General features: G+C 66.5%; 23 protein-coding genes. 8 read left to right on the plus strand and 15 right to left on the minus strand.

Features of this window, described 5'->3' with window-relative positions:
• Nucleotides 1-85 precede the first annotated feature (85 nt).
• The 4 genes from ACT89O_RS22360 (at nucleotide 86) to ACT89O_RS22375 (ending at nucleotide 4,465) form a co-directional block, all read left to right on the plus strand.
• The gene (locus ACT89O_RS22360; protein WP_055395633.1) at nucleotides 86-1,366 is read left to right on the plus strand and encodes a cyclic di-GMP phosphodiesterase; all 1,281 of its coding nucleotides are present in this window, start codon (nucleotides 86-88) and stop codon (nucleotides 1,364-1,366) included.
• A gap of 4 nt (nucleotides 1,367-1,370) precedes the next feature.
• On the plus strand, nucleotides 1,371-2,327 hold the full coding sequence (locus tag ACT89O_RS22365; RefSeq protein WP_487261223.1) for a 1-phosphofructokinase family hexose kinase: 957 nt from the start codon (nucleotides 1,371-1,373) through the stop codon (nucleotides 2,325-2,327).
• Nucleotides 2,328-2,417: 90 nt separating this feature from the next.
• On the plus strand, nucleotides 2,418-3,563 hold the full coding sequence (gene queA / locus ACT89O_RS22370) for a tRNA preQ1(34) S-adenosylmethionine ribosyltransferase-isomerase QueA (RefSeq protein WP_487261224.1): 1,146 nt from the start codon (nucleotides 2,418-2,420) through the stop codon (nucleotides 3,561-3,563).
• A complete protein-coding gene (locus ACT89O_RS22375) occupies nucleotides 3,560-4,465 on the plus strand; it encodes a DMT family transporter (protein ID WP_487261225.1) in 906 nt (301 codons plus the stop codon). Before queA ends, ACT89O_RS22375 begins: the two co-directional genes overlap by 4 nt.
• 27 nt (nucleotides 4,466-4,492) lie before the next feature.
• Here the strand turns inward: ACT89O_RS22375 and ACT89O_RS22380 are convergent, their stop codons facing one another.
• The 3 genes from ACT89O_RS22380 to ACT89O_RS22390 form a co-directional block, all read right to left on the minus strand.
• Nucleotides 4,493-5,107, minus strand: coding sequence for a hypothetical protein (locus tag ACT89O_RS22380; protein ID WP_487261226.1), 615 nt, complete (start codon nucleotides 5,105-5,107; stop codon nucleotides 4,493-4,495).
• 85 nt (nucleotides 5,108-5,192) lie between these two features.
• Nucleotides 5,193-5,462, minus strand: a complete 270-nt coding sequence (locus ACT89O_RS22385) for a helix-turn-helix domain-containing protein (RefSeq protein ID WP_487261227.1) — start codon at nucleotides 5,460-5,462, stop codon at nucleotides 5,193-5,195.
• 24 nt (nucleotides 5,463-5,486) lie between these two features.
• Nucleotides 5,487-6,086: a DUF2975 domain-containing protein gene (locus ACT89O_RS22390; RefSeq protein ID WP_082437325.1), complete on the minus strand. Its 600-nt coding sequence runs from the start codon at nucleotides 6,084-6,086 to the stop codon at nucleotides 5,487-5,489.
• A gap of 59 nt (nucleotides 6,087-6,145) precedes the next feature.
• Between ACT89O_RS22390 and ACT89O_RS22395 the strand changes: the two genes are divergently transcribed.
• Nucleotides 6,146-6,784 carry a hypothetical protein gene (locus ACT89O_RS22395; protein ID WP_487261228.1) on the plus strand — a complete coding sequence of 213 codons (639 nt, stop codon included), beginning with the start codon at nucleotides 6,146-6,148 and terminating at the stop codon, nucleotides 6,782-6,784.
• Between the two features lie 29 nt (nucleotides 6,785-6,813).
• On the opposite strand, the gene ACT89O_RS22400 is transcribed toward ACT89O_RS22395, so the two are convergent.
• On the minus strand, nucleotides 6,814-8,415 hold the full coding sequence (locus tag ACT89O_RS22400) for a gamma-glutamyltransferase family protein (RefSeq protein ID WP_487261229.1): 1,602 nt from the start codon (nucleotides 8,413-8,415) through the stop codon (nucleotides 6,814-6,816).
• A gap of 164 nt (nucleotides 8,416-8,579) precedes the next feature.
• A complete protein-coding gene (locus ACT89O_RS22405; RefSeq protein WP_487261230.1) occupies nucleotides 8,580-9,563 on the minus strand; it encodes a Bug family tripartite tricarboxylate transporter substrate binding protein in 984 nt (327 codons plus the stop codon).
• 152 nt (nucleotides 9,564-9,715) lie between these two features.
• Here ACT89O_RS22405 and ACT89O_RS22410 point away from each other — a divergent pair, with 152 nt between their 5' ends.
• Nucleotides 9,716-10,627 (plus strand): LysR family transcriptional regulator, encoded by a 912-nt coding sequence (locus ACT89O_RS22410; protein WP_487261231.1) that lies wholly within the window; start codon nucleotides 9,716-9,718, stop codon nucleotides 10,625-10,627.
• Nucleotides 10,628-10,755: 128 nt separating this feature from the next.
• Here ACT89O_RS22410 and ACT89O_RS22415 read toward each other — a convergent pair whose 3' ends face one another.
• The 9 genes from ACT89O_RS22415 to trpE form a co-directional block, all read right to left on the minus strand.
• Nucleotides 10,756-11,472 (minus strand): uracil-DNA glycosylase, encoded by a 717-nt coding sequence (locus tag ACT89O_RS22415; protein WP_487261232.1) that lies wholly within the window; start codon nucleotides 11,470-11,472, stop codon nucleotides 10,756-10,758.
• Nucleotides 11,473-11,542: 70 nt separating this feature from the next.
• Nucleotides 11,543-12,346, minus strand: a complete 804-nt coding sequence (gene trpC, locus ACT89O_RS22420; RefSeq protein ID WP_487261233.1) for an indole-3-glycerol phosphate synthase TrpC — start codon at nucleotides 12,344-12,346, stop codon at nucleotides 11,543-11,545.
• Complete coding sequence (locus tag ACT89O_RS22425; RefSeq protein ID WP_176887327.1) at nucleotides 12,336-12,500, minus strand: hypothetical protein; 165 nt, start codon at nucleotides 12,498-12,500, stop codon at nucleotides 12,336-12,338. The genes trpC and ACT89O_RS22425 overlap by 11 nt, the downstream gene beginning before the upstream one ends.
• Nucleotides 12,501-12,507: 7 nt before the next feature.
• A complete protein-coding gene (gene trpD, locus ACT89O_RS22430) occupies nucleotides 12,508-13,545 on the minus strand; it encodes an anthranilate phosphoribosyltransferase (RefSeq protein ID WP_055395612.1) in 1,038 nt (345 codons plus the stop codon).
• Between the two features lie 23 nt (nucleotides 13,546-13,568).
• On the minus strand, nucleotides 13,569-14,234 hold the full coding sequence (locus ACT89O_RS22435) for a LysE family translocator (RefSeq protein ID WP_487257272.1): 666 nt from the start codon (nucleotides 14,232-14,234) through the stop codon (nucleotides 13,569-13,571).
• Between the two features lie 8 nt (nucleotides 14,235-14,242).
• The gene (locus ACT89O_RS22440) at nucleotides 14,243-14,749 is read right to left on the minus strand and encodes a DinB family protein (RefSeq protein WP_487257273.1); all 507 of its coding nucleotides are present in this window, start codon (nucleotides 14,747-14,749) and stop codon (nucleotides 14,243-14,245) included.
• Nucleotides 14,746-15,330 (minus strand): aminodeoxychorismate/anthranilate synthase component II, encoded by a 585-nt coding sequence (locus tag ACT89O_RS22445; protein WP_487261234.1) that lies wholly within the window; start codon nucleotides 15,328-15,330, stop codon nucleotides 14,746-14,748. Before ACT89O_RS22445 ends, ACT89O_RS22440 begins: the two co-directional genes overlap by 4 nt.
• Complete coding sequence (locus ACT89O_RS22450) at nucleotides 15,327-15,674, minus strand: chorismate mutase (protein ID WP_487261235.1); 348 nt, start codon at nucleotides 15,672-15,674, stop codon at nucleotides 15,327-15,329. The genes ACT89O_RS22445 and ACT89O_RS22450 overlap by 4 nt, the downstream gene beginning before the upstream one ends.
• Complete coding sequence (gene trpE / locus ACT89O_RS22455) at nucleotides 15,671-17,170, minus strand: anthranilate synthase component I (RefSeq protein ID WP_487261236.1); 1,500 nt, start codon at nucleotides 17,168-17,170, stop codon at nucleotides 15,671-15,673. The genes ACT89O_RS22450 and trpE overlap by 4 nt, the downstream gene beginning before the upstream one ends.
• A 361-nt stretch (nucleotides 17,171-17,531) precedes the next feature.
• Here trpE and ACT89O_RS22460 point away from each other — a divergent pair, with 361 nt between their 5' ends.
• Together ACT89O_RS22460 and ACT89O_RS22465 are read left to right on the plus strand one after the other, a co-directional pair.
• Nucleotides 17,532-18,119, plus strand: a complete 588-nt coding sequence (locus ACT89O_RS22460) for a chalcone isomerase family protein (protein ID WP_055395601.1) — start codon at nucleotides 17,532-17,534, stop codon at nucleotides 18,117-18,119.
• Nucleotides 18,120-18,380: 261 nt separating this feature from the next.
• Nucleotides 18,381-20,030: a methyl-accepting chemotaxis protein gene (locus ACT89O_RS22465; RefSeq protein WP_487261237.1), complete on the plus strand. Its 1,650-nt coding sequence runs from the start codon at nucleotides 18,381-18,383 to the stop codon at nucleotides 20,028-20,030.
• A gap of 7 nt (nucleotides 20,031-20,037) precedes the next feature.
• Here the strand turns inward: ACT89O_RS22465 and gph are convergent, their stop codons facing one another.
• A complete protein-coding gene (gene gph / locus ACT89O_RS22470) occupies nucleotides 20,038-20,748 on the minus strand; it encodes a phosphoglycolate phosphatase (RefSeq protein WP_487261238.1) in 711 nt (236 codons plus the stop codon).
• Nucleotides 20,749-20,811: the final 63 nt, after the last annotated feature.

The raw sequence follows: 20,811 nt of genomic DNA on the forward strand, positions 1-20,811 counted from the left end.
GACAAGGGTGGGGCAAAAAGGCTACCATGGTTACCGTTGATTACGCCTAAAGACGGGCGTTTATTCAGAGTCCAGGTCCCCTACCATGCTCAAGCGCATTCACATTCAGCATCTCACCCTGGGCATGTATCTGCACGAGTTCTGCGGGTCGTGGATGGACCACCCGTTCTGGCGGGCCAAGTTCTTGCTCAAAGACCCCGGGGACCTGGCCCGGATACAAGCCACTGCCATCCAGGAAATCTGGATTGACACCGACAAGGGGCTGGACGTGGCGGCGGGCACCGCGTCGGTGTCGCGCGAGGAGGCCGACGCGCAGATTGACACCGACTTCAGCCGCCTTGAGGACCTGCCGCCCATCAAAGTCACGCTGCCATCCCCACCGCCACCGCCCAAGCGCAACCGCAATCCTGCGGACATGCACAGCGAACTCAAGATGGCCGCTGCCATCTGCGTGAAATCCAAAGAAGCCGTGGTCTCGATGTTCAACGAGGCCCGCATGGGCCGCGCGGTGGACTCGGCGAGTGCACAGAGCCTGGTGGAAGAAATTTCGGATTCCGTCACCCGCAACCCCGGCGCGCTCATCAGCCTGGCGCGCCTGAAAACGGCCGACGACTACACCTACATGCACTCGGTGGCGGTGTGCGCGCTGATGGTGGCCCTGGCCAAGCAGCTCAAGCTCAAGGACGACCAGCAGCGGCTGGCGGGCATGGCAGGCCTGCTGCACGATCTGGGCAAGGCGGCCATCCCGCTGGCCGTGCTCAACAAGCCCGGCAAGCTCACTGACCAGGAATTCACCGTGGTGCGCAGCCACCCGGTGGAGGGCTACCACATGCTCAAGGAGGGCGGCAACGTGCCCGACGCCGTGCTGGACGCCTGTCTGCACCACCATGAAAAAGTCGATGGCTCCGGCTACCCCGACAAGCTGCAGGGCGAAGGCATCAGCGTGATCGCGCGCATGACGGCCATTTGCGACGTGTACGACGCCATCACCTCCGACCGGCCCTACAAGCGTGGATGGGACCCCGCCGAGTCACTGCGCCGCATGGCCGAGTGGACCAAGGACCATTTCGACGCCCGCATCTTCCAGGCCTTTGTCAAAAGTATCGGCATCTACCCTGTGGGCTCGCTCGTGCGCCTGACCTCGGGCCGCATCGGCGTGGTCACCGAGCAATCGGCCGCCGCACTCACCGCCCCCATGGTCAAGGTGTTCTTCTCGACCAAGTCCGACCTGCGCATCCCCCCCGAAATGGTGGACCTGTCTGCCCCGGGCTGCACCGAGAAGATCGTGGCGCGCGAAGACCCCGACAAGTGGCGCTTTCCGGACCTGAACGAGCTATGGTCAGGCTTTGCCGAAAAGGTCTGGTAGCCCGATGCCCGCACTGATCACCCTCACGCTGAACCCCGCCCTCGACCTGGCCACCACCACCGACCACGTTGCACCCACCCACAAGCTGCGCTGCGGCCCGGTGCAGCGCTTTGCGGGTGGCGGCGGCATCAACGTGGCGCGCGTGTTGCACCGCCTGGGCGCAGACGTGTGCGCCTGGGCGCTGGCGGGCGGTGCGGCGGGCACACAGGTGCGGCAGTTACTGGCCGCGGAGGGCGTGCCCACGCTGCTGCAACCAATTTCGGGCGATACGCGCGAGAACTTCTCGGTGGTCGAGACCACCACAAGCCAGGAGTTTCGTTTTGTGCTGCCCGGCCCCACGCTGCAACCCGCCGAGTGGCAGGCCTGCCTGGATGCGCTGGCTACCCACACACCGCCACCCCGCTGGCTGATTGCCAGCGGCAGCCTGCCGCCTGGCACGCCGGACGACTTCTACGCCCAGCTGGCGCGCGCCGCATCCGGCCGGGGCGTGCGGGTAGCCGTCGACACCTCGGGGCCGCCGCTGGCGGCGGCATTGCAGGCCGGGGTGGCGCTGGTCAAGCCCAGCCTGCGCGAGCTGCGCGACGTGATGCAACAGCCGCTGGAACATGCGGCCGACTGGTGCACCGCCGCCCAGTCGCTTGTGCACAGCGGCGCTGCCGACATCGTGGCGTTGTCAGTGGGCGAACAAGGCGCCGTGCTGGCCACGCACGAGGGCGTTTGGCAGGCCCCGGCCCTCAATGTACCCGCGACCACCGGCACCACGGGCGCGGGCGACTGTTTTCTGGCGACCCTGGTCTGGGCGCTGGACCGGGGCGATGCGCCGGCCGAGGCCCTGCGCTGGGGCGTGGCGGCCGGAGCGGCCGCGCTGCTGCACCCTGGCACCACGCTCGCACAGGCGGATGACGTGCGGCGGCTGGTGCGCAGTGTGCCCGCGCCGATGGCGTTCACCCCCCAGCCATAGCACCGCGCCTGCAGCGCCCGCACCCGCGTGTGACAATCGCGCCTTCCGCAATTTTTACCTTGGCACGGGCCCGTTCGGCCCTCAAGCACGATGACTGATCTCTCCAGCGGCGCAGCCAGCGCCCCCACAACACCCCGCGTGTTCACCCTCAGCGACTTCGACTTCTCGCTGCCCCCCGAACTCATTGCCCAGCACCCCGCGCCCGAACGCAGCGCCTCGCGCCTGCTGGACGGCCGCGCCATGCAGCCGGTGGACCGCATCTTTCGCGAGCTGCCCGGCCTGCTGCGCGAGGGCGACCTGCTCGTCTTCAACGACACGCGCGTGGTCAAGGCGCGCATCTTTGGCGAGAAGGCCAGCGGCGGCAAGCTGGAGCTGCTGATCGAACGCGTGTTGCCCGCAGATGCTGGCAACCCGGGTAATGAAGTCGTGGCCCACATGAAGGTCAGCAAGAAGCCCCTGCCCGGCAGCGTGGTGCACATGGCTGGTGGCCGCAAGGCGGGCGGCTTTGACGCGCAGCTGCTGGGCCGCTGGCCCACCGAGGACGGCCCGCTGTTCCGCTTTGCCTTGCACGGCCCGGCGGGCGAATCGCCCTGGGAGCTGATGGACCGCCACGGCCACCTGCCGCTGCCGCCCTACATCGAGCGCCAGCAAAACACCGACCACGACCCGGACGAGGCCGAGGACAGCCAGCGCTACCAGACCGTGTTTGCGCGCAACCCCGGCGCCGTGGCCGCGCCCACGGCCGCGCTGCACTTTGACGAAGGCGTGCTGGCCGACCTGGCTGCACGCGGCATCGAGCGCGCCAGCGTCACGTTGCACGTTGGCGCGGGTACCTTCCAGCCCTGCAAGACCGAGAACCTGGCCGAGCACCAGATGCACAGCGAGTGGTACGAGATTCCCCTGGCCACGCTGGCCGCGCTGGAGCGCTGCCGCCAGCGCGGCGGCAGCGTGGTGGCCGTGGGCACCACCACCGTGCGCACACTCGAATCCTGGGCGAAGACGGGCCAGGCCTCTGGCGACACCAACATTTTCATCACACCGGGCTTTGCATTCCAGGTGGTGGATGTGCTGGTCACCAACTTCCACCTGCCCAAGAGCACGCTGATGATGCTGGTGAGCGCGTTTGCGGGCTACGCCCACATCATGGGCCTGTACCGGCACGCCATTGCGCAGCAGTACCGCTTCTTCAGCTATGGCGACGCGATGCTGCTGGAGCGTGCACGCAGCACGCCGTGAGTTCCTCAGGCCCTGCGACGTCGACCAGCCCCGCAGCCCGCCGGCGTGCGGCGCTGGCGGGCATCGCGCTTGCCGTCACGGCCTGCGCGTTCTTTGCGCTGCTGGACACCGCAAGCAAGTTGGTCAGCGCGGGCGTACCCATCGTCATGGCGCTGTGGATGCGCTATGTGTTCCAGTCGCTGCTGACCACGGCCTTCGTGCTGCAACGGGCGGGGCGCCCTGCCCTGCGCACCACACAGCCCCGCTTCCAGGCCTTGCGCGGTGCGCTGTTTGCCATGACCAGCCTGTTCGGCTTCATCAGCCTCACGGCCCTGCCACTGGCGGAGTTCACGGCCATCGTGGCCACGGTGCCGCTGTGTGTGACGGTGGTGGCGGCCCTGTGGCTGCACCAGCCCGTGAGCGCGGTGCGCTGGCTGCTGGTGGTCACCGGCCTGGCGGGTACGCTGGCCATCATCCGGCCCGGTGGCGAGGCCTTCACCTGGGCGCTGCTGTGGCCGCTGTGCATGCTGGCTGCGGGCACGGGCTACCAGGTGTTGAGCAGCAAGATGGCAGGCCAGGAGAGCCCCGCCACCACGCAGCTCTACACCAGCTGGATCGCCACCGCGCTGGTGTCGCTGGGCGTGCCGTTCTTCTGGCAGCCGGTGAGCGACCCGTGGCTATGGGCGGGCATGTTCACCATGGGCCTTTCGAGCGCGGTGGGCCACATGCTGCTGCTCCATGCCTATGCGCGCACCACGCCGGTGACGATCGCGCCGTTCCTGTATTCGCAGATCGGGTTTGCCATGCTGGCGGGCTGGCTGGTGTACCGCCATGTGCCCGATAGCTGGTCGATGGCCGGGATCGCCGCGATCGTGCTCAGCGGCGCGGCCAGCACCTGGCTGACCGTGCGGGAAACGCGCTGACGGCACTGCCCAGCGCCGCCCCAGCATTCAGCGGCAGGTGCTGGTTGGCGCAACGCGGGGCGCGGCCCCCATGGCCGGAGGCTGGTTGGCCGAAGGCAACTCCACACAGTAGGTGCCCCAGGGACCCGCAGCCTGAACCATGCGCCGACCCTCTGCGCCGCGCAGGTCGCGCTCGGCAATGCCAGATCCCAAGGCACCCGCTGGAGCGACTTCCCAGCGCTGATGCGGCGGCTGTGGTTGCTGTGCGCCTTGCCGGCGTTGCCAGGCCCGCTCGCGCTGGAGCGCCCGTGCCACATCGTCCATGCTGGGAGCAGCCCGTGGGGCATCACCCGGCCCGGATGCCGGCGCCTGCGGCGCGGGCGCAACCGGCAGGGCGGCGGTCAAGCCCTCTACGCCGCCATCGGGCGCAGCAGACTCCACAGCAATCGGCCGCCCGCTGCGGGTAACGGCCTGCTTTGGGCCCTGCCCGCTGGCAACGGGTGTGGCGCTCCGGGTTGGAGCGGCAGGCTGGGGAACGGCAGCTGGCAACGGCTCGCTGGGTGCCGTAGACGCGGGCAGCGGCGCCAGCGTCACCCATACCATGGCAGGTGCATCGCTGCGCTCGGGCGAAGTTCGCAGAGCACCATCGCTTCTGCTCAGCATCGCCAGAACCAATCCATGCAGCAACAGCGCCCCACCTACTGCCCAGGCCAGTCGCGGGCCGAAGCCGCGCGTGCCTCGCACTGCCCTAGTCGCCCTGGGCCAAGCCACCAGCCTCGCGACGCGAAGGCGCCTCGCTATCCTTCGTGTCCGCATCGGGCACCCAGGCCAGCAGGTCTGCCGGCTGGCACTGCAGATAACTGCAGATGGCGGACAGGGTCTCGAAACGCACGCCCTTGACCTTTCCGCTCTTGAGCAGGGACAGGTTGGCCTCGGTGATGCCCACATGGGCCGCCAGATCGCGCGACTTCACCTTGCGGCGCGCGAGCATTTCATCCAGGGTCACGACAATCGCCATGGGAATTCCTTCGCTGGCGAGTTGCTAAACAAACGCATCCGCTTCGGCTTGCAGGCGGTGGCCCTCGGCCAGCACGTGCCCCAGGAGCAACATCATCAGCCCCACGACCAATACGCTCATTTCAAACGGTCCCACGCCCAGCGCCACCAGGCCGTTCTGCTGGCCGGAAGCCAGCCAGGACAGCAGCGCCGTCACCCCCGCCTGGTAGACGAGTGAAGTCACGAACATCGCCAAAAAACCCCAGCCCACGCCACGGAACCCGTGCACCACCGCCGGCCCGAACACGGCCCCGGCCAGAAAGGACCGGCAGATGCGATGCACGCACAGCACCGCATACAGCATGGCCGCAGCGGGAATGCACTCCAGCGCCACGCCCACCCAGCGCCAATGGGTCTCCATGGAGGGCGGCGGTGTGAGGCCGACCAACAAGGCCTGCGAGGGCACCACCGAAAGCGGCATCCAGCCACCCCAACCCGTTTCATGCCCGATGGCCGCCCAGCGCGCCATCGACAACACCAGCGATACCAGGGCACACGCCCAGCTGGCCGCGAGAAGGCCCCAGGCCAGGCGGCGAAACGAGGGGCTGTGAACAGAAGATACCGATGGGGGTAAATGTTGCGTCATGGTTGGTGAATTTTTCTGTAAAACAATAATAATATACCGTCAAACAGAAATTTGCTACCATGCTTTTTTTCCTAACGCCCCTGCGCCCTTTGGCTTTTCTCCGTGCTTTCTCGTGTTTTTTGGCCCTGGTGCTGCTGTCGGCCTGTGGCAGTGTGCCGGTGTCATCACTATGGACGCTGCGGCAGCTCCAGCTGGAGACGCTGGACCCCGCCGCGCTGCGCGCCGCCGTGGTACACAGCCCGGGCCTGCAGCTTCATGGCAACGCACTGGAGCTCACGGTGAGCGTTTCGCGCACGCTGCGCAAGCCCGGGGGAGCCATCGCCCCCGAGCGCCTGGAAGAAAAATTGCCCCTGCAGGAGCTGCGCAGCACGGCCGATCGCAGCGTGCTCGCGGAATATGAAACGTCCCGGACCCATGTGCAGGTCTGGCGGATCGACCCCGCCGCCCTGCCGCGCCTGCAGGCTCTGCGAGAGCGGGCCATGGGCTGGAAAGGCACGGACGATGGTTCCCGTCAGTTGGGCCTGGGGCTGGAACTGTCGGGCTGTCAACAAGGCGGCTCCGGCAGCCGCGTCGTGACCACCCTCTTGCGATTCACCGAAACGGGGGAATACATCCCGCTGGTGCGCAACCTCGACCTTGCGGAGACGATGCCAGCGCACGAGCTCGCCAAGCGGTTTCCGGCCTGCACAACGCGCTGAGCCGCCTCAGTGCGCTGCGCGCAAGGCCGTCAGAACGCTACCGCGTGCCCGTCCTTGCGCGGGTCAGAGCCTGCGATGTAGCTGTTGCCGTTCTTCAGCACCAGCTGGGCGCCGCCAAAGGCGAACACGCCGTTGCCCTCTTCCACCGTCACTTCGTGCCCGCGCGCGCGCAGCGCGGCGACCACGGCAGGGTCAAAGCCAGGCTCCACGGCCACACCCTGGCCGCCCGTCACGCGCCAGCGGGGCGCGTCGGCGGCCGCCTGCGGGTTCTGGCCGTAGCGCAGCACACGCAGCGCCATCTGGGTGTGGCCCTGGCTCTGCATGGGGCCGCCCATCACGCCAAACGCCATCTGGGGCGTGCCGTCGGCATGCATGGCAAAGGCCGGGATGATGGTGTGCGAGGGGCGCTTGCGCGGCGCCACCTGGTTGGCGTGGCCCGGGATCAGGTTGAAGCCGTGGCCCCGGTTCTGCAGGCTGATGCCCGTGCCCGGCACCACCACGCCCGAGCCAAAGCCCATGTAGTTGGACTGGATGAACGAGACCATCATGCCGGACGCGTCGGCCGCCGCCAGGTACACCGTGCCGCCGGGGCGCGGGGCGCCGTAGCCAGGGTCGCCAGCGCGCGTGGTGTCGATCAGCGCGGCGCGGCTGCGCAGGTAGTCGGGGTTCAGCAGCGCATCGGGTTTGACGTGCATGGCGTCGATGTCGGCGTTGTACTGGTGCAGGTCGGCAAAAGCGAGCTTCATGGCCTCGATGCTGGCGTGCACGGTCTCCACATCGTCCACCGGGTGAGCGCCGATGCCATGCGCGTCGAGCATGCCCAGCGCCATCAGTGCGGCAATGCCCTGGCCGTTGGGCGGGATTTCATGAACCACGGAATCACCAAAGCGCTGCTGAATGGTGCCAACCCAGTCGGCCTGGTGCGCGGCCAGGTCGGCCAGCGTCATGGCACCGCCATTCGCCTGCGCATGCGCCGCGATGCGCTCGGCGATCACGCCGCGGTAGAAAGCCTCGCCCTCGGTCTCGGCAATCAGCTCCAGCGTGCGCGCATGGGCTTCGCTGCGGAAGATTTCGCCCGCCTGGGGCACGCTACCATTCGGCATGAAGCACTCGGCAAACCCGGGCTGCGTGCCCAGCTTGGCCGCGCCCAGCGCCCACAGGCGGGCGATGGTGGGCGACACCGGGAAGCCATTGCGCGCATAGTCGATGGCGGGCTGGGCCAGTTGTGCAAACGGCAGCTTGCCCAGGCGCTTGGAGAGCGCCACCCAGGCCGACACGGCACCCGGCACGGTGACGGCGTTCCAGCCCGTCTCGGGGATGCCACCCAATTTTTCGAAGTATTCAGGCGTCCACGCTGCGGGCGAGCGGCCCGAGGCATTGAGGCCGTGCAGCTCCTTGCCATCCCACACGATGGCAAACCCGTCGCTGCCCAGGCCGCAGCCCGTGGGCTCCACCACGGTGAGCGCCATGGCGGCGGCAATGGCGGCGTCCACCGCGTTGCCACCGGCCAGAAGCATGCGCAGCCCCGCCTGCGCCGCCAGTGGTTGCGACGTGGAGACCACATTGCGGCCCATCACCGCGCTGCGGTGGGAGGCGTAGGGAAGGGACCAGTCGAGGGCTTGGGGGTTCATGTGATGGGACTCCATGGCGGGCCAGGACCCGCTCGGATGAAAACTGGCGTGTCCGAGGAAAAGGACACCGAGGAAGGGCCGCCCCGCACCGAGGGTGTCGTCCCCTCGCCCGCATCGCGCAGCGGTGCGAGAGCGGGGGGAAGGCGCGCAGCGCCTCAGGGGGGTTATTCAATGCTTATTTTGTGTTGGCGAATCACCGTCGCCCAGCGGTTGCTGTCCGCCTGCACCATGGCACCAAACAGCGCGGGTGTGCGCGGCGCGGCGGGCTCCACGCCCAGCTTGGCCAGGCTCTCGGCCACCTCGGGCGCCTGCACGGCCTTGGCAAAAGCCTTGTGCACGCGGTCCACCAAGGCGGGGGGAGCCCCGGCGGGCAGGTACACGCCAAACCAGGTCACCGACGAATAGCCGGGCAGGCCAGATTCGGCCAGCGTGGGCAGCTCGGGCGCCAGGGTGCTGCGCTTTTCGCTGGTCACGGCCAGTGCGCGCAGGCGGCCGGCCTTGGCGTGCGGCATGCCGGTGGGCAGGGAATCGAACAGCACATGCGTCTGCCCGGCAATCAGGTCAGGGATGGCCAGGGCCGTGCCCTTGTAGGGGATGTGCGTCATCTCCACACCCGCCTGGGCGCTGAAGGCGGCCGTGTTCAGGTGCACGATGGTGCCGTTGCCGCTGGTGGCGTAGTTGAGCTTGCCGGGGTGGGCCTTGGCGTAGGCAATCAGTTCGCCCACGGTCTTGGCGGGCAGCGAGTTGGTGACCAGCAGCACGCTGGGCGCGTCGGCCACATGGGCGACGGGCACAAAGTCCTTGCGTGGGTCGTAGGCCAACTTGGGCATGAGGTGGGGCGAGATGGCATGTGTGCTGCTGGTGGTCAGCAGCAGGGTGTAGCCGTCGGGTGCGGCCTTGGCCGCCTCGGCCGTGCCCAGGGTGCCGCCCGCGCCGGGCTTGTTGTCCACCACCAGTTGCTGGCCCAGGTCGGCCGCCACGCGCTGGGTGACCACGCGGGCCACCAGGTCGGTCGCGCCGCTGGCTGGGAAGGGCACGATCACCCGCACGGGGCGATCCGGCCAATTGGCTTGTGCCTGCGCGGCAGATGCCAGCACCAGCAGGCCGGCCAGGCCCCAGACACCACGGCCCCAGGAAAGTAGACGCATACAGAGCACTCCCGCAAAGAAATCGGACACAACAGAGGATGGGACCATCTTAGGAAGCCGCGCCTTGCTTGACTACCAGCATTTCAGCAAGTTGCTTTGCTGCCACGGCAAACCGGCGCATACTGCCAGCCTCACTCCCGGTTCGGTCACCCATGCGCCCCCACCTGCTGCAAGACACCACCCTGCGCTACTTTCTGGCTGTGGCGCAGAGTGGATCGCTCACCGAAGCATCGGCCCGGCTGCATGTGGCCGCCTCGGCACTGAGCCGCCAGATCGCGGGGCTGGAGGCCCAGCTGGGCACGCCCCTCTTTGAGCGCCACCCGCGCGGCATGGTGCTGACGGCGGCGGGCGAAATCCTGGCGGTGCACGCGCGCCGCACGTTGCTGGACGCCGAGCGCGCGCTGGGCGAGATCGGCGCGCTGCAGGGCCTGCGTGCGGGGCAGGTGCGCCTGGCCACATCGGATGCGTTTGCGAACGAACTGGTGCCGCGCCTGTGCGTGGAGTTCCAGCGCACGTACGCAGGGGTGCAGTTCAGCGTGATCGCCCTGCCCACGGCCCAGGTGCCCGACGCCGTGCGCAGCGGCGCAGCCGACATCGGCCTGTGCTTCAGCCGTGCACCGCACAAGGACATCGACGTGGCCTACCGCCAGAGCGCGCCGGTGCTGGCCCTGCTACCCCCGGGCCACCCACTGGCCAGCGCAGGCAGCGTGACCCTGGCGCAGATGGCCGGGTACCCGCTGGCCCTGCCCCCGGCCGAAACCACGGTGCGCCAGATGATCGACATCGTCTGCAGCCGCCAGGGCCTGCAGCTCGACGCCGTGCTCATCAGCAACCACGCCAAGACGGTGGTCAACTTTGTACGGCTGGGCGGCGGCCTGTCCGTGGCCAGCGAGATCGCCGTGCGCCACCTGGTGGCCGAGGGTGCCATCGTGGCCCTGCCCATCAGCGACCCCGGCATGGACCTGCGCGACATCGAAATCCAGACCCTGGCCGGGCGCAGCCTGCCGGTGGCGGCGCAGGCGTTTCTGGAACTGCTCAAGGAGCGGCTACCGCAGCCGTGGTAGCCCTTGGCGTCGGTTATCCGGCGTGCTGGTCATCACCCGGCAGCCCCAGGCGAATCGGGCCCCCGGGCACCGTGGCATCCACCGGCACCCCGCCGCGCGTGACGCGCAGGCGGTGCTGCAAACCCTGCTCAGTAACCGTGCTGCGCGCGAAAATCCCGCGCCTTGCCAAAGTGCCCATTGCCAATGAAGGGCACGGGCGGGCGCAGTGCCGACAGGGGCGAGGGGTGGTTGGATGTGAGCACCAGGTGCCCGCGGTCTGCGGGAATCCACGCGCGCTTTCCCTGGGCGTGCGAGCCCCAGAGCATGAACACCACCGGGCGCGGGCCTTCAGCCACGTGGCGGATGACGGTGTCGGTCAGTTCCTCCCAGCCCTTGCCTGCATGGCTGGCGGCCTGGCCCTCTTCCACCGTGAGGCAGGTGTTGAGCAGCAGCACACCGTTCTTCGCCCACTTGACCAGGCTGCCGCCGGGGTTCGGGAACGGGGGGAAGGCCACCCCCAGGTCGCGCTGCATTTCCTTGAAGATATTCTGCAGCGAGGGCGGCAGGCGCACGCCCGGCGCCACCGAAAACGCCAACCCCTCGGCCTGGCCCCGGCCGTGGTACGGGTCCTGCCCCAGGATGACCACGCGCACGTCCTCAGGCGGCGTCAGCTCCAGCGCGCGCAGCGGCTGGGGCGGAAAGATCGCCGCACCCGCCTGCAGCCGCGCCTGCAAGAACGCGAGCAACGCCTGCCCGCGTGCGCCAGCAAAAAAGGCGTCCACCAACGGCTGCCAGCCGGGCGCCACGGGCCAGTCGGCGGGGTTGGCGCTTTGGAGTTGGGGCGGGGTCTGGGGAGTTGAATTCATGGTCAAAATAGGCTCTAGCGCTTTACCATCAAGCGCAAGCAGCTATTAAAACAGGAGTTTTCACCCTCTCTCACCCAAAGAGCTTGGCCAGGGCCAGGCCCGGATCGTCCGCCCGCATGAAGGCTTCACCCACCAAGAAGGCGTGCACACCAGCTTCGCGCATGGCCTTCACATCGGCTGGCTTCAAGATGCCCGACTCGGTGACGAGAAGCCGGTCCGCAGGCACGTCCTTGAGCATGGAGAGCGTGGTGTCCAGCGTGACCTCGAATGTGCGCAGGTTGCGGTTGTTGATGCCGACCAGCGGAGTCTTGAGCTTCAGAGCCCGCTCCAGTTCGGGCCGGTCATGCACCTCCACCAGCACCGCCATGTCCAGGCTGCGGGCAATGGCCTCGAAGTCGGCCATCTGGGCGTCGTCCAGGCTGGCCGCAATCAGCAGGATGGCGTCGGCGCCCATGGCGCGCGATTCGTAGATCTGGTACGCATCCACCATGAAATCCTTGCGCAGCACAGGAAGCAACGTGCTGGCGCGGGCTTGTTTCAGGTAGTCGGGCTGGCCCTGAAAGAACTGCCGGTCGGTCAGTACCGACAGGCAGGCCGCGCTCACCTTGCCATCGCCTTCCATATAGCTCTGGGCAATGTCAGCGGGCTCGAAGTCGGCGCGCAGCACCCCCTTGCTGGGGCTGGCCTTCTTGATCTCGGCAATCACCGCCGCCTGGCCCTTGGCGATCTTGGCGCGCAGCGCGCCTTCAAAGTCGCGCGTGAGCACACGGCTCTCGGCGTCGGCGCGCATGGCTTCAAAGGACAGGCGCTTTTTTGCTGCCGCTACTTCTTCGTGCTTGACGGCGACGATTTTGTTGAGGATGTCACTGCTCATGGTGCGCGGCCTTTGGGTTGTCGGTTTCGGTGTCGTCGGACTCAGGGGAGCCCTGTTTCAGAATTTTGGTGAACACGCGGTGCATCACAAACCCGGCCACGATGAAAAGGGCAGAGATGCCCAGTGCAATCCAGGTGCCAGGGTCGCGCCACATGGCCGTGTCAGGCCGCCGTGGCCAGCGCGTGCGTGCGCGTGACCACCTGCTCCAGCTTGGCCAGCGCGGCGCCCGACGCAATCACGGCACGGGCCTTGGCCAAGCCTGCGGGCACCGAATCGACCACATTGGCGGCATACAGTGCCACGCCCGCGTTCAGGCACACGATGTCTTGCGCGGCGCCAGGCTCGCCCTTGAGCACGCCGATCAGCATCTCCCGCGACTGCTCGGGCGTCTCAACCTTGAGCGCGCGATTGCTCGCCATCGGCAGGCCAAAGTCCTCAGGGTGGATTTCGTACTCGGTGATCTGGCCGTTTTTCAACTCACCCACCAAAGTGGCAGCGCCCAAGCTGACTTCGTCCATGCCATCACGGCCGTACACCACCAGCGCGTGCTCGGCGCCCAGGCGCTGCAGCGCGCGCACCTGGATACCGACGAGGTCGGGGTGGAACACGCCCATCAGGATGTTGGGAGCCCCGGCCGGGTTGGTGAGCGGGCCCAGGATGTTGAAGATGGTGCGTACGCCCAGCTCCTTGCGCACCGGGGCCACGTTCTTCATGGCCGGATGGTGGTTGGGCGCAAACATGAAGCCGATGCCGACTTCTGCAATGCACTGGGCGATCTGCTCGGGCTTCAGGTTGATGTGGATGCCCAGGGCCTCCATCACATCGGCGCTGCCGCTTTTGCTCGACACACCGCGCCCGCCATGCTTGCTGACCTTGGCACCGGCGGCGGCGGCCACGAACATGGAGCAGGTGGAGATATTGAAGGTGTTGGCACCGTCGCCGCCCGTGCCCACGATGTCCACCATGTGGGTCGCGTCCTTGACGTGGACCTTGGTACTGAACTCGCGCATCACCTGCGCAGCGGCGGTGATCTCGCCGATGGTTTCCTTCTTCACGCGCAAGCCGGTGATGATGGCTGCGGTCATGACGGGCGACAGCTCGCCATTCATGATGAGCCGCATCAGATGCAGCATTTCGTCATGGAAGATTTCGCGGTGCTCGATGGTGCGCTGCAGCGCTTCCTGGGGGGTGATGGGCATGACGGTGTCTCCTGGGGTGGCGGTCAAGCCGCCGGTTGATCAGTAAAGGCCAGCTTGAGTCCGAAGCCGATGAACATGGCGCCTGCCAAGCGGTCCAGCCAGTGCATGCCGCGCTGGATGGCTGTGGCACGGCGCGCCATCCACGAGGCCGCCAGCGCCCAGCCCACATTGACGGGGATGGCGTTCACGTTGAACAGCACGCCCAGCAGCACAAAGGCCAGCGCCTTGTTGTCGGTGCCCGGCGCGATGAACTGCGGCACAAAGGCCAGGAAGAAGATGGCGACCTTGGGGTTGAGCACATTGGTCCAGAAGCCCCCCAGGAACACCTTGCGAAGTGGCGTGTGCTGCACAGGGGCGGCCTGCGCCGCCGCCAGCGCGGCCGTGTTGCCATTGTCGGCGCCAGGTTTGGACAGCAGCATGCGCACGCCCATCCACATCAGGTACGCCGCGCCGATCCACTTGAGCACCGTGAATGCCGTGGCCGACGTGGCCAGCAGCGCGCCCACGCCCACGGCGGCCGCGAAGATGTGCACAAAACAACCGGCCGTGATGCCCAGGCCCGCCACGATGCCCGCGCGCGTGCCGGAACGCAGCGCGTTGGTCACGATGTAGAGCACATCGGGCCCGGGCGTGAGGTTGAGCAGCCAGCCTGCCGCGATGAACATGAGCAGTTGATGAAGTTCGGGCATGGGTGTGTCTACCAGCGTCGGTCAGGTTCCAGTCGATGCAGGAAGGTCGTCAGCGAATCGCGCGGAGGCTGCACCGCATGCGCGGCCAGGATGCGCCCTGCTGCCCCCCGGTGGTACGTGCCATGCACAACCAAGTGGTTCAGGATCTCGCTGCGCGACATGCGCCCCGTGTCGCCGTCGGTGAAGCGGAACGCCACCGGTTCGGCCAGCTGCGCATCATCCAGCCCGCCCACGTACTGCACATACCAGTCGTCCGACGCGCGCACGGTATCGCTCAGGGTTGCCAGCTCCGGCGTTTCATCGGTGTTGGTGGCCCGGTAGGTGGTCTGGGGCAGGCCCTGCAGGTGGCTGGCAAAGATGCGGTCCACCACGTAGGTGTGGTTCAGGATGCGCACAAACAGACGGTAGTCGTCGGCAGGCAGCGCGCCTTGCGATGCCGCGCCCAGTGCCAGCAGTTCCTGGTTGGCCCAACGCTTGTACTGGAAAAGCTGGGCCAGGCCCTGGGGGGCTGTCATGCGCGCTGCTCCAGAAAGTTCTTGAGCATGGCGTGACCGTGTTCGGTGAGGATGCTTTCGGGATGGAACTGCACGCCTTCGATGGGCAGCGTCTTGTGGCGCACGCCCATGATTTCGCCGTCGTCGGTCCAGGCGGTCACTTCGAGCACATCCGGGCACGTGGCGCGCTCGATGGCGAGGGAGTGGTAGCGGTTGACGGTGAACTGCTCGGGCAGCCCGGCAAACACGCCCTTTTGCGTGGTGGTGATGACGCTGGTCTTACCGTGCATCAGCTCCTGCGCGCGGATGATGTTGCCGCCGAAGGCCGCGCCGATGCTCTGGTGGCCCAGGCACACCCCCAGGATGGGCAGCTTGCCGGCAAAGTGCTTGATCGCTGCCACCGAGATACCGGCCTCTGCAGGTGAGCAAGGCCCGGGCGAGATGACCAGGCGGTCAAGCTGGCCCGCGTTCAGGCGCGCCTCGATCTCGGCCACGGTGATCTCGTCGTTACGAAACACCTCGACCTCGGCACCCAGTTCACCAAAGTACTGGACGATGTTGTAGGTGAAGCTGTCGTAGTTATCGACCATCAAGAGTTTCATGCGGCGCTCCCGGCAGTGGCGGGCTCGCGCAGGCGGGCGAACTCGCGGTGTTCATAGGCAATGCAGACTTCCATGAGGCTGCGGTAGATGGCTTCGATCACGTCGGCATCGCCGCCTTCGGCCTGGGCACGTTCGCGCACACGGTCCACGATGGCCTGGATGCGCGCTTCGTCGCGCACCTGTTCCACGCCTTGCTTGATGCGGGCGGCCTGGGTCATGTAGCCCACGCGCTCCACCAGCAGGGGCACCAGCACGTCGTCCAGCGCGTTCACTTCGCGGCGCACTTCCTGCATCGTGGTGCAGGGTTTGACCTTGTCGATGGCCTTGGGGTCAGCAGTCGTCATTCCAGCCCCTCCTCGACCAGTTCGGCGGCGCGCAGCAGGGCGCGGGCCTTGTGCTCGGTTTCTTTCCATTCCAGCTCGGGCACCGAATCGGCCACCACACCGGCAGCCGCCTGCACGTAGAGCGTGCCGTTTTTGATGATGCCAGTGCGGATCGCAATGGCCACGTCCATGTCGCCCGCGTAGCTCAGGTAGCCACAGGCGCCGCCGTAAAGGCCGCGCTTGGTGGGTTCGAGCTGGTCGATGAGTTCCATGGCGTGCACCTTGGGCGCGCCGGTGAGCGTGCCTGCCGGGAAGGTGGCCTTGAGCACGTCCATGCTGGTCATGCCATCGTGCAGGATGCCTTCCACGTTGCTCACGATGTGCATTACGTGGCTGTAGCGCTCCACCGCAAAGGCTTCGGTCACCTTGACGGTGCCGGTTTTGGCGATGCGGCCGATGTCGTTGCGCGCCAGGTCGATCAGCATCACGTGTTCGGCACGCTCCTTGGGGTCGTTGATGAGCTCGACCTCGGTGGCCTTGTCCTTCTCGGGCGTGGCGCCACGCGGGCGGGTGCCCGCCAGGGGGCGGATGGTGACCTTGGTGCCCTCGTCGGTCTTCTCCTGGCGCACCAGGATCTCGGGGCTGGCACCCACCACATGGAAGTCGCCAAAGTCGTAGAAGTACATGTACGGCGACGGGTTCAGCGAACGCAGCGCGCGGTACAGGCTCAGGGGGCTTTCGGTGTAGCGCTTGTGGATGCGCTGGCCCACCTGCACCTGCATGAAGTCACCGGCCGCAATCAGCTCCTTGGCGCGGTTCACGGCGGCCAGGTAGTCGGCCTTGGCAAAGTCGCGCTGGGCGGGGTGGCTTTCGGTGGCCTTGACCACGGGGGCACTCACCGAATACTTGAGCTGCTCTTTCAGCTCGCGCAGGCGCTTCTTGGCGCGGGTGTAGGCCTCAGGCTGGGCCGGGTCGGCGTAGACGATGAGGTAGAGCTTGCCCGAGAGGTTGTCGATAACCGCCAGTTCTTCGCACTGCAGCAACAGGATGTCGGGGCAGCCCAGGGTGTCGGGCGGGCAGGTGGTCTCCAGCTTCTTTTCGATGTAGCGCACCGCGTCGTAGCCAAAGTAGCCCGCTAGGCCGCCACAAAAGCGCGGCAGGCCGGGGCGCAGCGCCACCTTGAACCGCTTTTGGTATGCCTCAATGAAGTCGAGCGGATTGCCCTGGGCGGTTTCGACCACCTGGCCGTCCGTCACGACCTCGGTTTTGACCTGCGCCCCAAAGCCGCTGGCCCGCAGCAGCGTGCGTGCGGGCAGGCCGATGAAGCTGTAGCGCCCGAAGCGCTCACCGCCCACCACAGATTCGAGCAGGAAGCTGTGCTTGCCGCCGTCCTTGGTGTGCGCCAGCTTCAGGTAGAGCGAGAGGGGGGTTTCCAGGTCCGCAAAGGCCTCGACCATGAGCGGAATGCGGTTGTAGCCTTCGCTGGCCAGGCTTTTGAATTCAAGTTCTGTGATCACGGGGAGGGCTCCCAGCTGTCGCAGCGCGTGTCCCTGTCAATGAAAAAGGGGCGCTGCGGTCCATTCAATCGGCCTCACCGCATCGGGGTGGAGGCCACGGGTGCACGCTGGGGCTGCTGCCCAGGTGCCATCAGGCGTTCAAAGCGACAGGCTGACGCCAGGGCCAGGCTCCCCGGTCGCTGCAACCTGTGATGAACACGTGGTGAATGAACATGGGCCAAAGTGTAGCAAAGCTTTTTTCAGGGCCTGAGTTGACGACTCTCAAGGCGAGATCGCACAACCACTCGAAAACCCTGTTGCGGCCCGGCATGAGCACTGCAACAATTTGAAACGAACGACCGTTCTTTTTTAGGAGTTGCGCATGAAGTTTCTCCAGCGATGTGCCGCAGCAGCCGTGGCCTGCCTGTTGGCGGCCGGTGCTATTGCCCAGCCCATCACCGTGGCCGACGTCAAGTATGAAGAGACGAGCAGCCTGAGTGGCAGCAGCCTTCAGCTCAATGGCGCAGGGGTTCGCTACAAGGCCGTGTTCAAGGTGTACACCGCAGGCCTGTACCTTGAAAAGAAGGCCTCGACTCCCGCTGAAATCATGGCCCTGAAGGGCCCCAAGCGCATGAGCATCACCATGCTGCGCGAGATCGACTCCACCGAGCTGGGCAAACTGTTCTCGCGCGGCATGGAGGACAACATGGACCGCGCAGCGTTCTCCAAGCTCATCCCGGGCGTGCTGCGCATGAGCCAGATCTTCTCGGACCACAAGAAGCTGCAGGCGGGCGACCAGTTCATGATCGACTGGATACCAGGTACCGGCACGGTGATCACGGTCAAGGGCAAGCCCCAGGGCGAGCCTTTCAAGGAGCCGGAGTTCTTCAACGCGCTGCTGGGCATCTGGCTGGGCAATGTGCCCGCCGACTGGAAGCTCAAGGACGCCCTTCTGGGCAAGCCTGCGTAACCCCCTGGGACAAACCCCGAGGCACTTCCGCCCGGGGCTGTCCCGCGCCCGACAGACGCGCTCCCTACTCGGGAGTAGCCTTTGGACCAACGAGCACACCCGCCCCTCACTGACGAAACAACGGCCTCTTGCTGCGCGCACCCCGCAGTCACTGATGCCACGGCCTGAACCGAGTTTTTCGCGCTACCCGCGCCCCGCAACGAGCCGTCTGTAACGCCCCCATTTTCTGCCCCCAGATACCTTTTTGCGCCAGACCCCACCATGAAACTCAGCAACCTTTCCGTCGGCCTGCGCCTGGGCGCGTCGTTCGGTGCCATCCTGCTCATCACCGCGTTGATTGCCGCCACCGGCATGTGGCGCATCGCGAGCCTGCAAGGCGCCAGCGAACGCGTGGCCACCCAGGAGATCGAGCAGCAGACCCTGGTGGAGAACTGGGCGTCAGACATCCGCCTGAACTGGGTGCGCACCGAGGCCTTCCTCAAGGCCATTGACCGCGACTACATGGAAAAGCTCACGGCCGACACGCAGGCCACAGCCAAAGGCATCGAGGGCAAGGTCCAGCGCATCGAAGGCCTGGTACAGGGAGACAAGAACCGTGCGCAACTGGCCACCATTGCCGCCGCCAGCAAGGCCTACAACGACAAACTCGCCGAGATCCGCGAACTGCACCGTGGCGGCGAGCCCAATGTGCCCACGCTGGTGGACAAGGACTTGCGCCCTCTGGCGGACAAGTACCTCCAATCCCTCGACGACCTGCGCACTGCCATGGCCTCGCAGCTGGCCGACAGCCAGGGCGACACCAGCACGCTGGCCAAGGCCAGCCAGGTGTTGCTGGGCGTGGGCACACTGATAGCCGTGGCACTGGGGGCGCTATTGGCCTTCACCGTCACACGCTCCATCGTGCAACCTGTGCAGCGGGGCAAGCAGGCGGCGGAGAGCATTGCCGATGGCGACCTGACCCACCCCATCGAAGCCAGCGGCAATGACGAAACCGGCCAACTGCTGCAGGCGCTGGCCACCATGCAATCGCGCCTGGCCACCATCGTCGGCAATGTGCGCCACAACGCAGAAGGCGTGGCCACCGCCAGCGTCGAAATTGCATCCGGCAACAACGACCTCTCGGCACGCACGGAACAGCAAGCCTCAGCCTTGCAGCAGACCGCCGCATCCATGGAAGAACTTGGCTCCACGGTGCGCCAAAACGCCGACAACGCGCGCACGGCCAATCAGCTCGCCATGAGCGCATCCACCGTGGCCCAACAGGGAGGCGATGTGGTGGCCGAAGTGGTCGAGACCATGAAGGGCATCAACGACAGCAGCCGCAAGATCGCCGACATCATCAGCGTCATCGACGGCATCGCCTTCCAGACCAACATCCTGGCCCTGAATGCTGCCGTGGAGGCTGCGCGCGCGGGCGAACAGGGGCGCGGCTTTGCCGTGGTGGCCGGGGAAGTGCGCAGCCTCGCTGGACGCAGCGCTGAAGCCGCCAAGGAGATCAAGGGTCTGATCGGCACCAGCGTGGAGCGCGTGGAGCGCGGCACAGCCCTGGTGGACAAGGCCGGCGCCACCATGAGCGAAGTGGTTGCATCGATCCGCCGCGTGACGGAGATCATGGGCGAGATCAGCGCAGCCAGCAGCGAACAGAGTCAGGGTGTCTCGCAGGTGGGCGAAGCCATCACGCAGATGGACCAGGCCACGCAGCAGAACGCGGCCCTGGTAGAGCAAAGCGCAGCAGCGGCCGACAGCCTCAAGACACAGGCGGGGCAGCTGGTGGATGCGGTGGCGGTTTTCCGCCTCTCAGCCAACACCACCCGCCACGGCGATGCAACGCCCGCCCCCGTGCGCGGCAGCAGCATCAGCGCATCGCGGCTGGACTACCGCGCCGTGGCGCCACGCCAGTTACCCGCCTGAGATCGGCTCAGGTCAGCTGCGCCAGCGAATCCACAAAACCGTCGGCATCCACGGCCCGAACGGGCGCGCCGTGGTTGTAGCCGTAGGTGACCAGCACCACGGGGCACCCGGCAGCGCGGGCAGCCTGCGCGTCGTTGCTGGAATCGCCCAGCATCAGCGTGCGCGCGGGGGCAGTGCCCAGCGCTTCGCAGGTCTTGAGGAGGGGCAGAGGATCGGGCTTCTTGCGCTCGAAGGCGTCACCGCCAAACACTTTCTCGAAATACCCGTCGAGGCCCTTGGACTTCAGAAGCGGCAGCGCAAAGTCCGTGGGTTTGTTGGTCAGGCAGGCCAGGCGCAGCCCCCGGGCATGCAGCGCCTTCAGACCGTCCTCTACACCCCGGTAAACCCCTGCAAACTGGCCATTGATCGCCAGGTAGTGGCGCTGGTAGCTGGCCCAGGCTGCGGGATAGTATGCTTCGCTTTTTATAGCATCTTGCGCAATACCATCAAGCGCTAGCACGTGTTTTAGCACTGATCGCAGCAAATGCTCCGAGCCTTTGCCCACCATGTGTTCGATGTGCAGGGCCTCGATGGCCGGCAGGGCCAGCTCACGGAGCATGCGATTGATCGCCTCGTTGAAATCCCCCATGGTGTCCACCATGGTGCCGTCCAGGTCCACGATGACGGCATCTACACGGGACAGCAGAGAAGACAACATGGGGTCGGCGGCGTGGGACATAAGGCAGAAAGACGGAAGAGGAAAAAGTTGCCCAAGTTTAAGGAACCGATGACGCCTTCTTCC

This window comes from Acidovorax sp. NN32, from assembly GCF_057597245.1.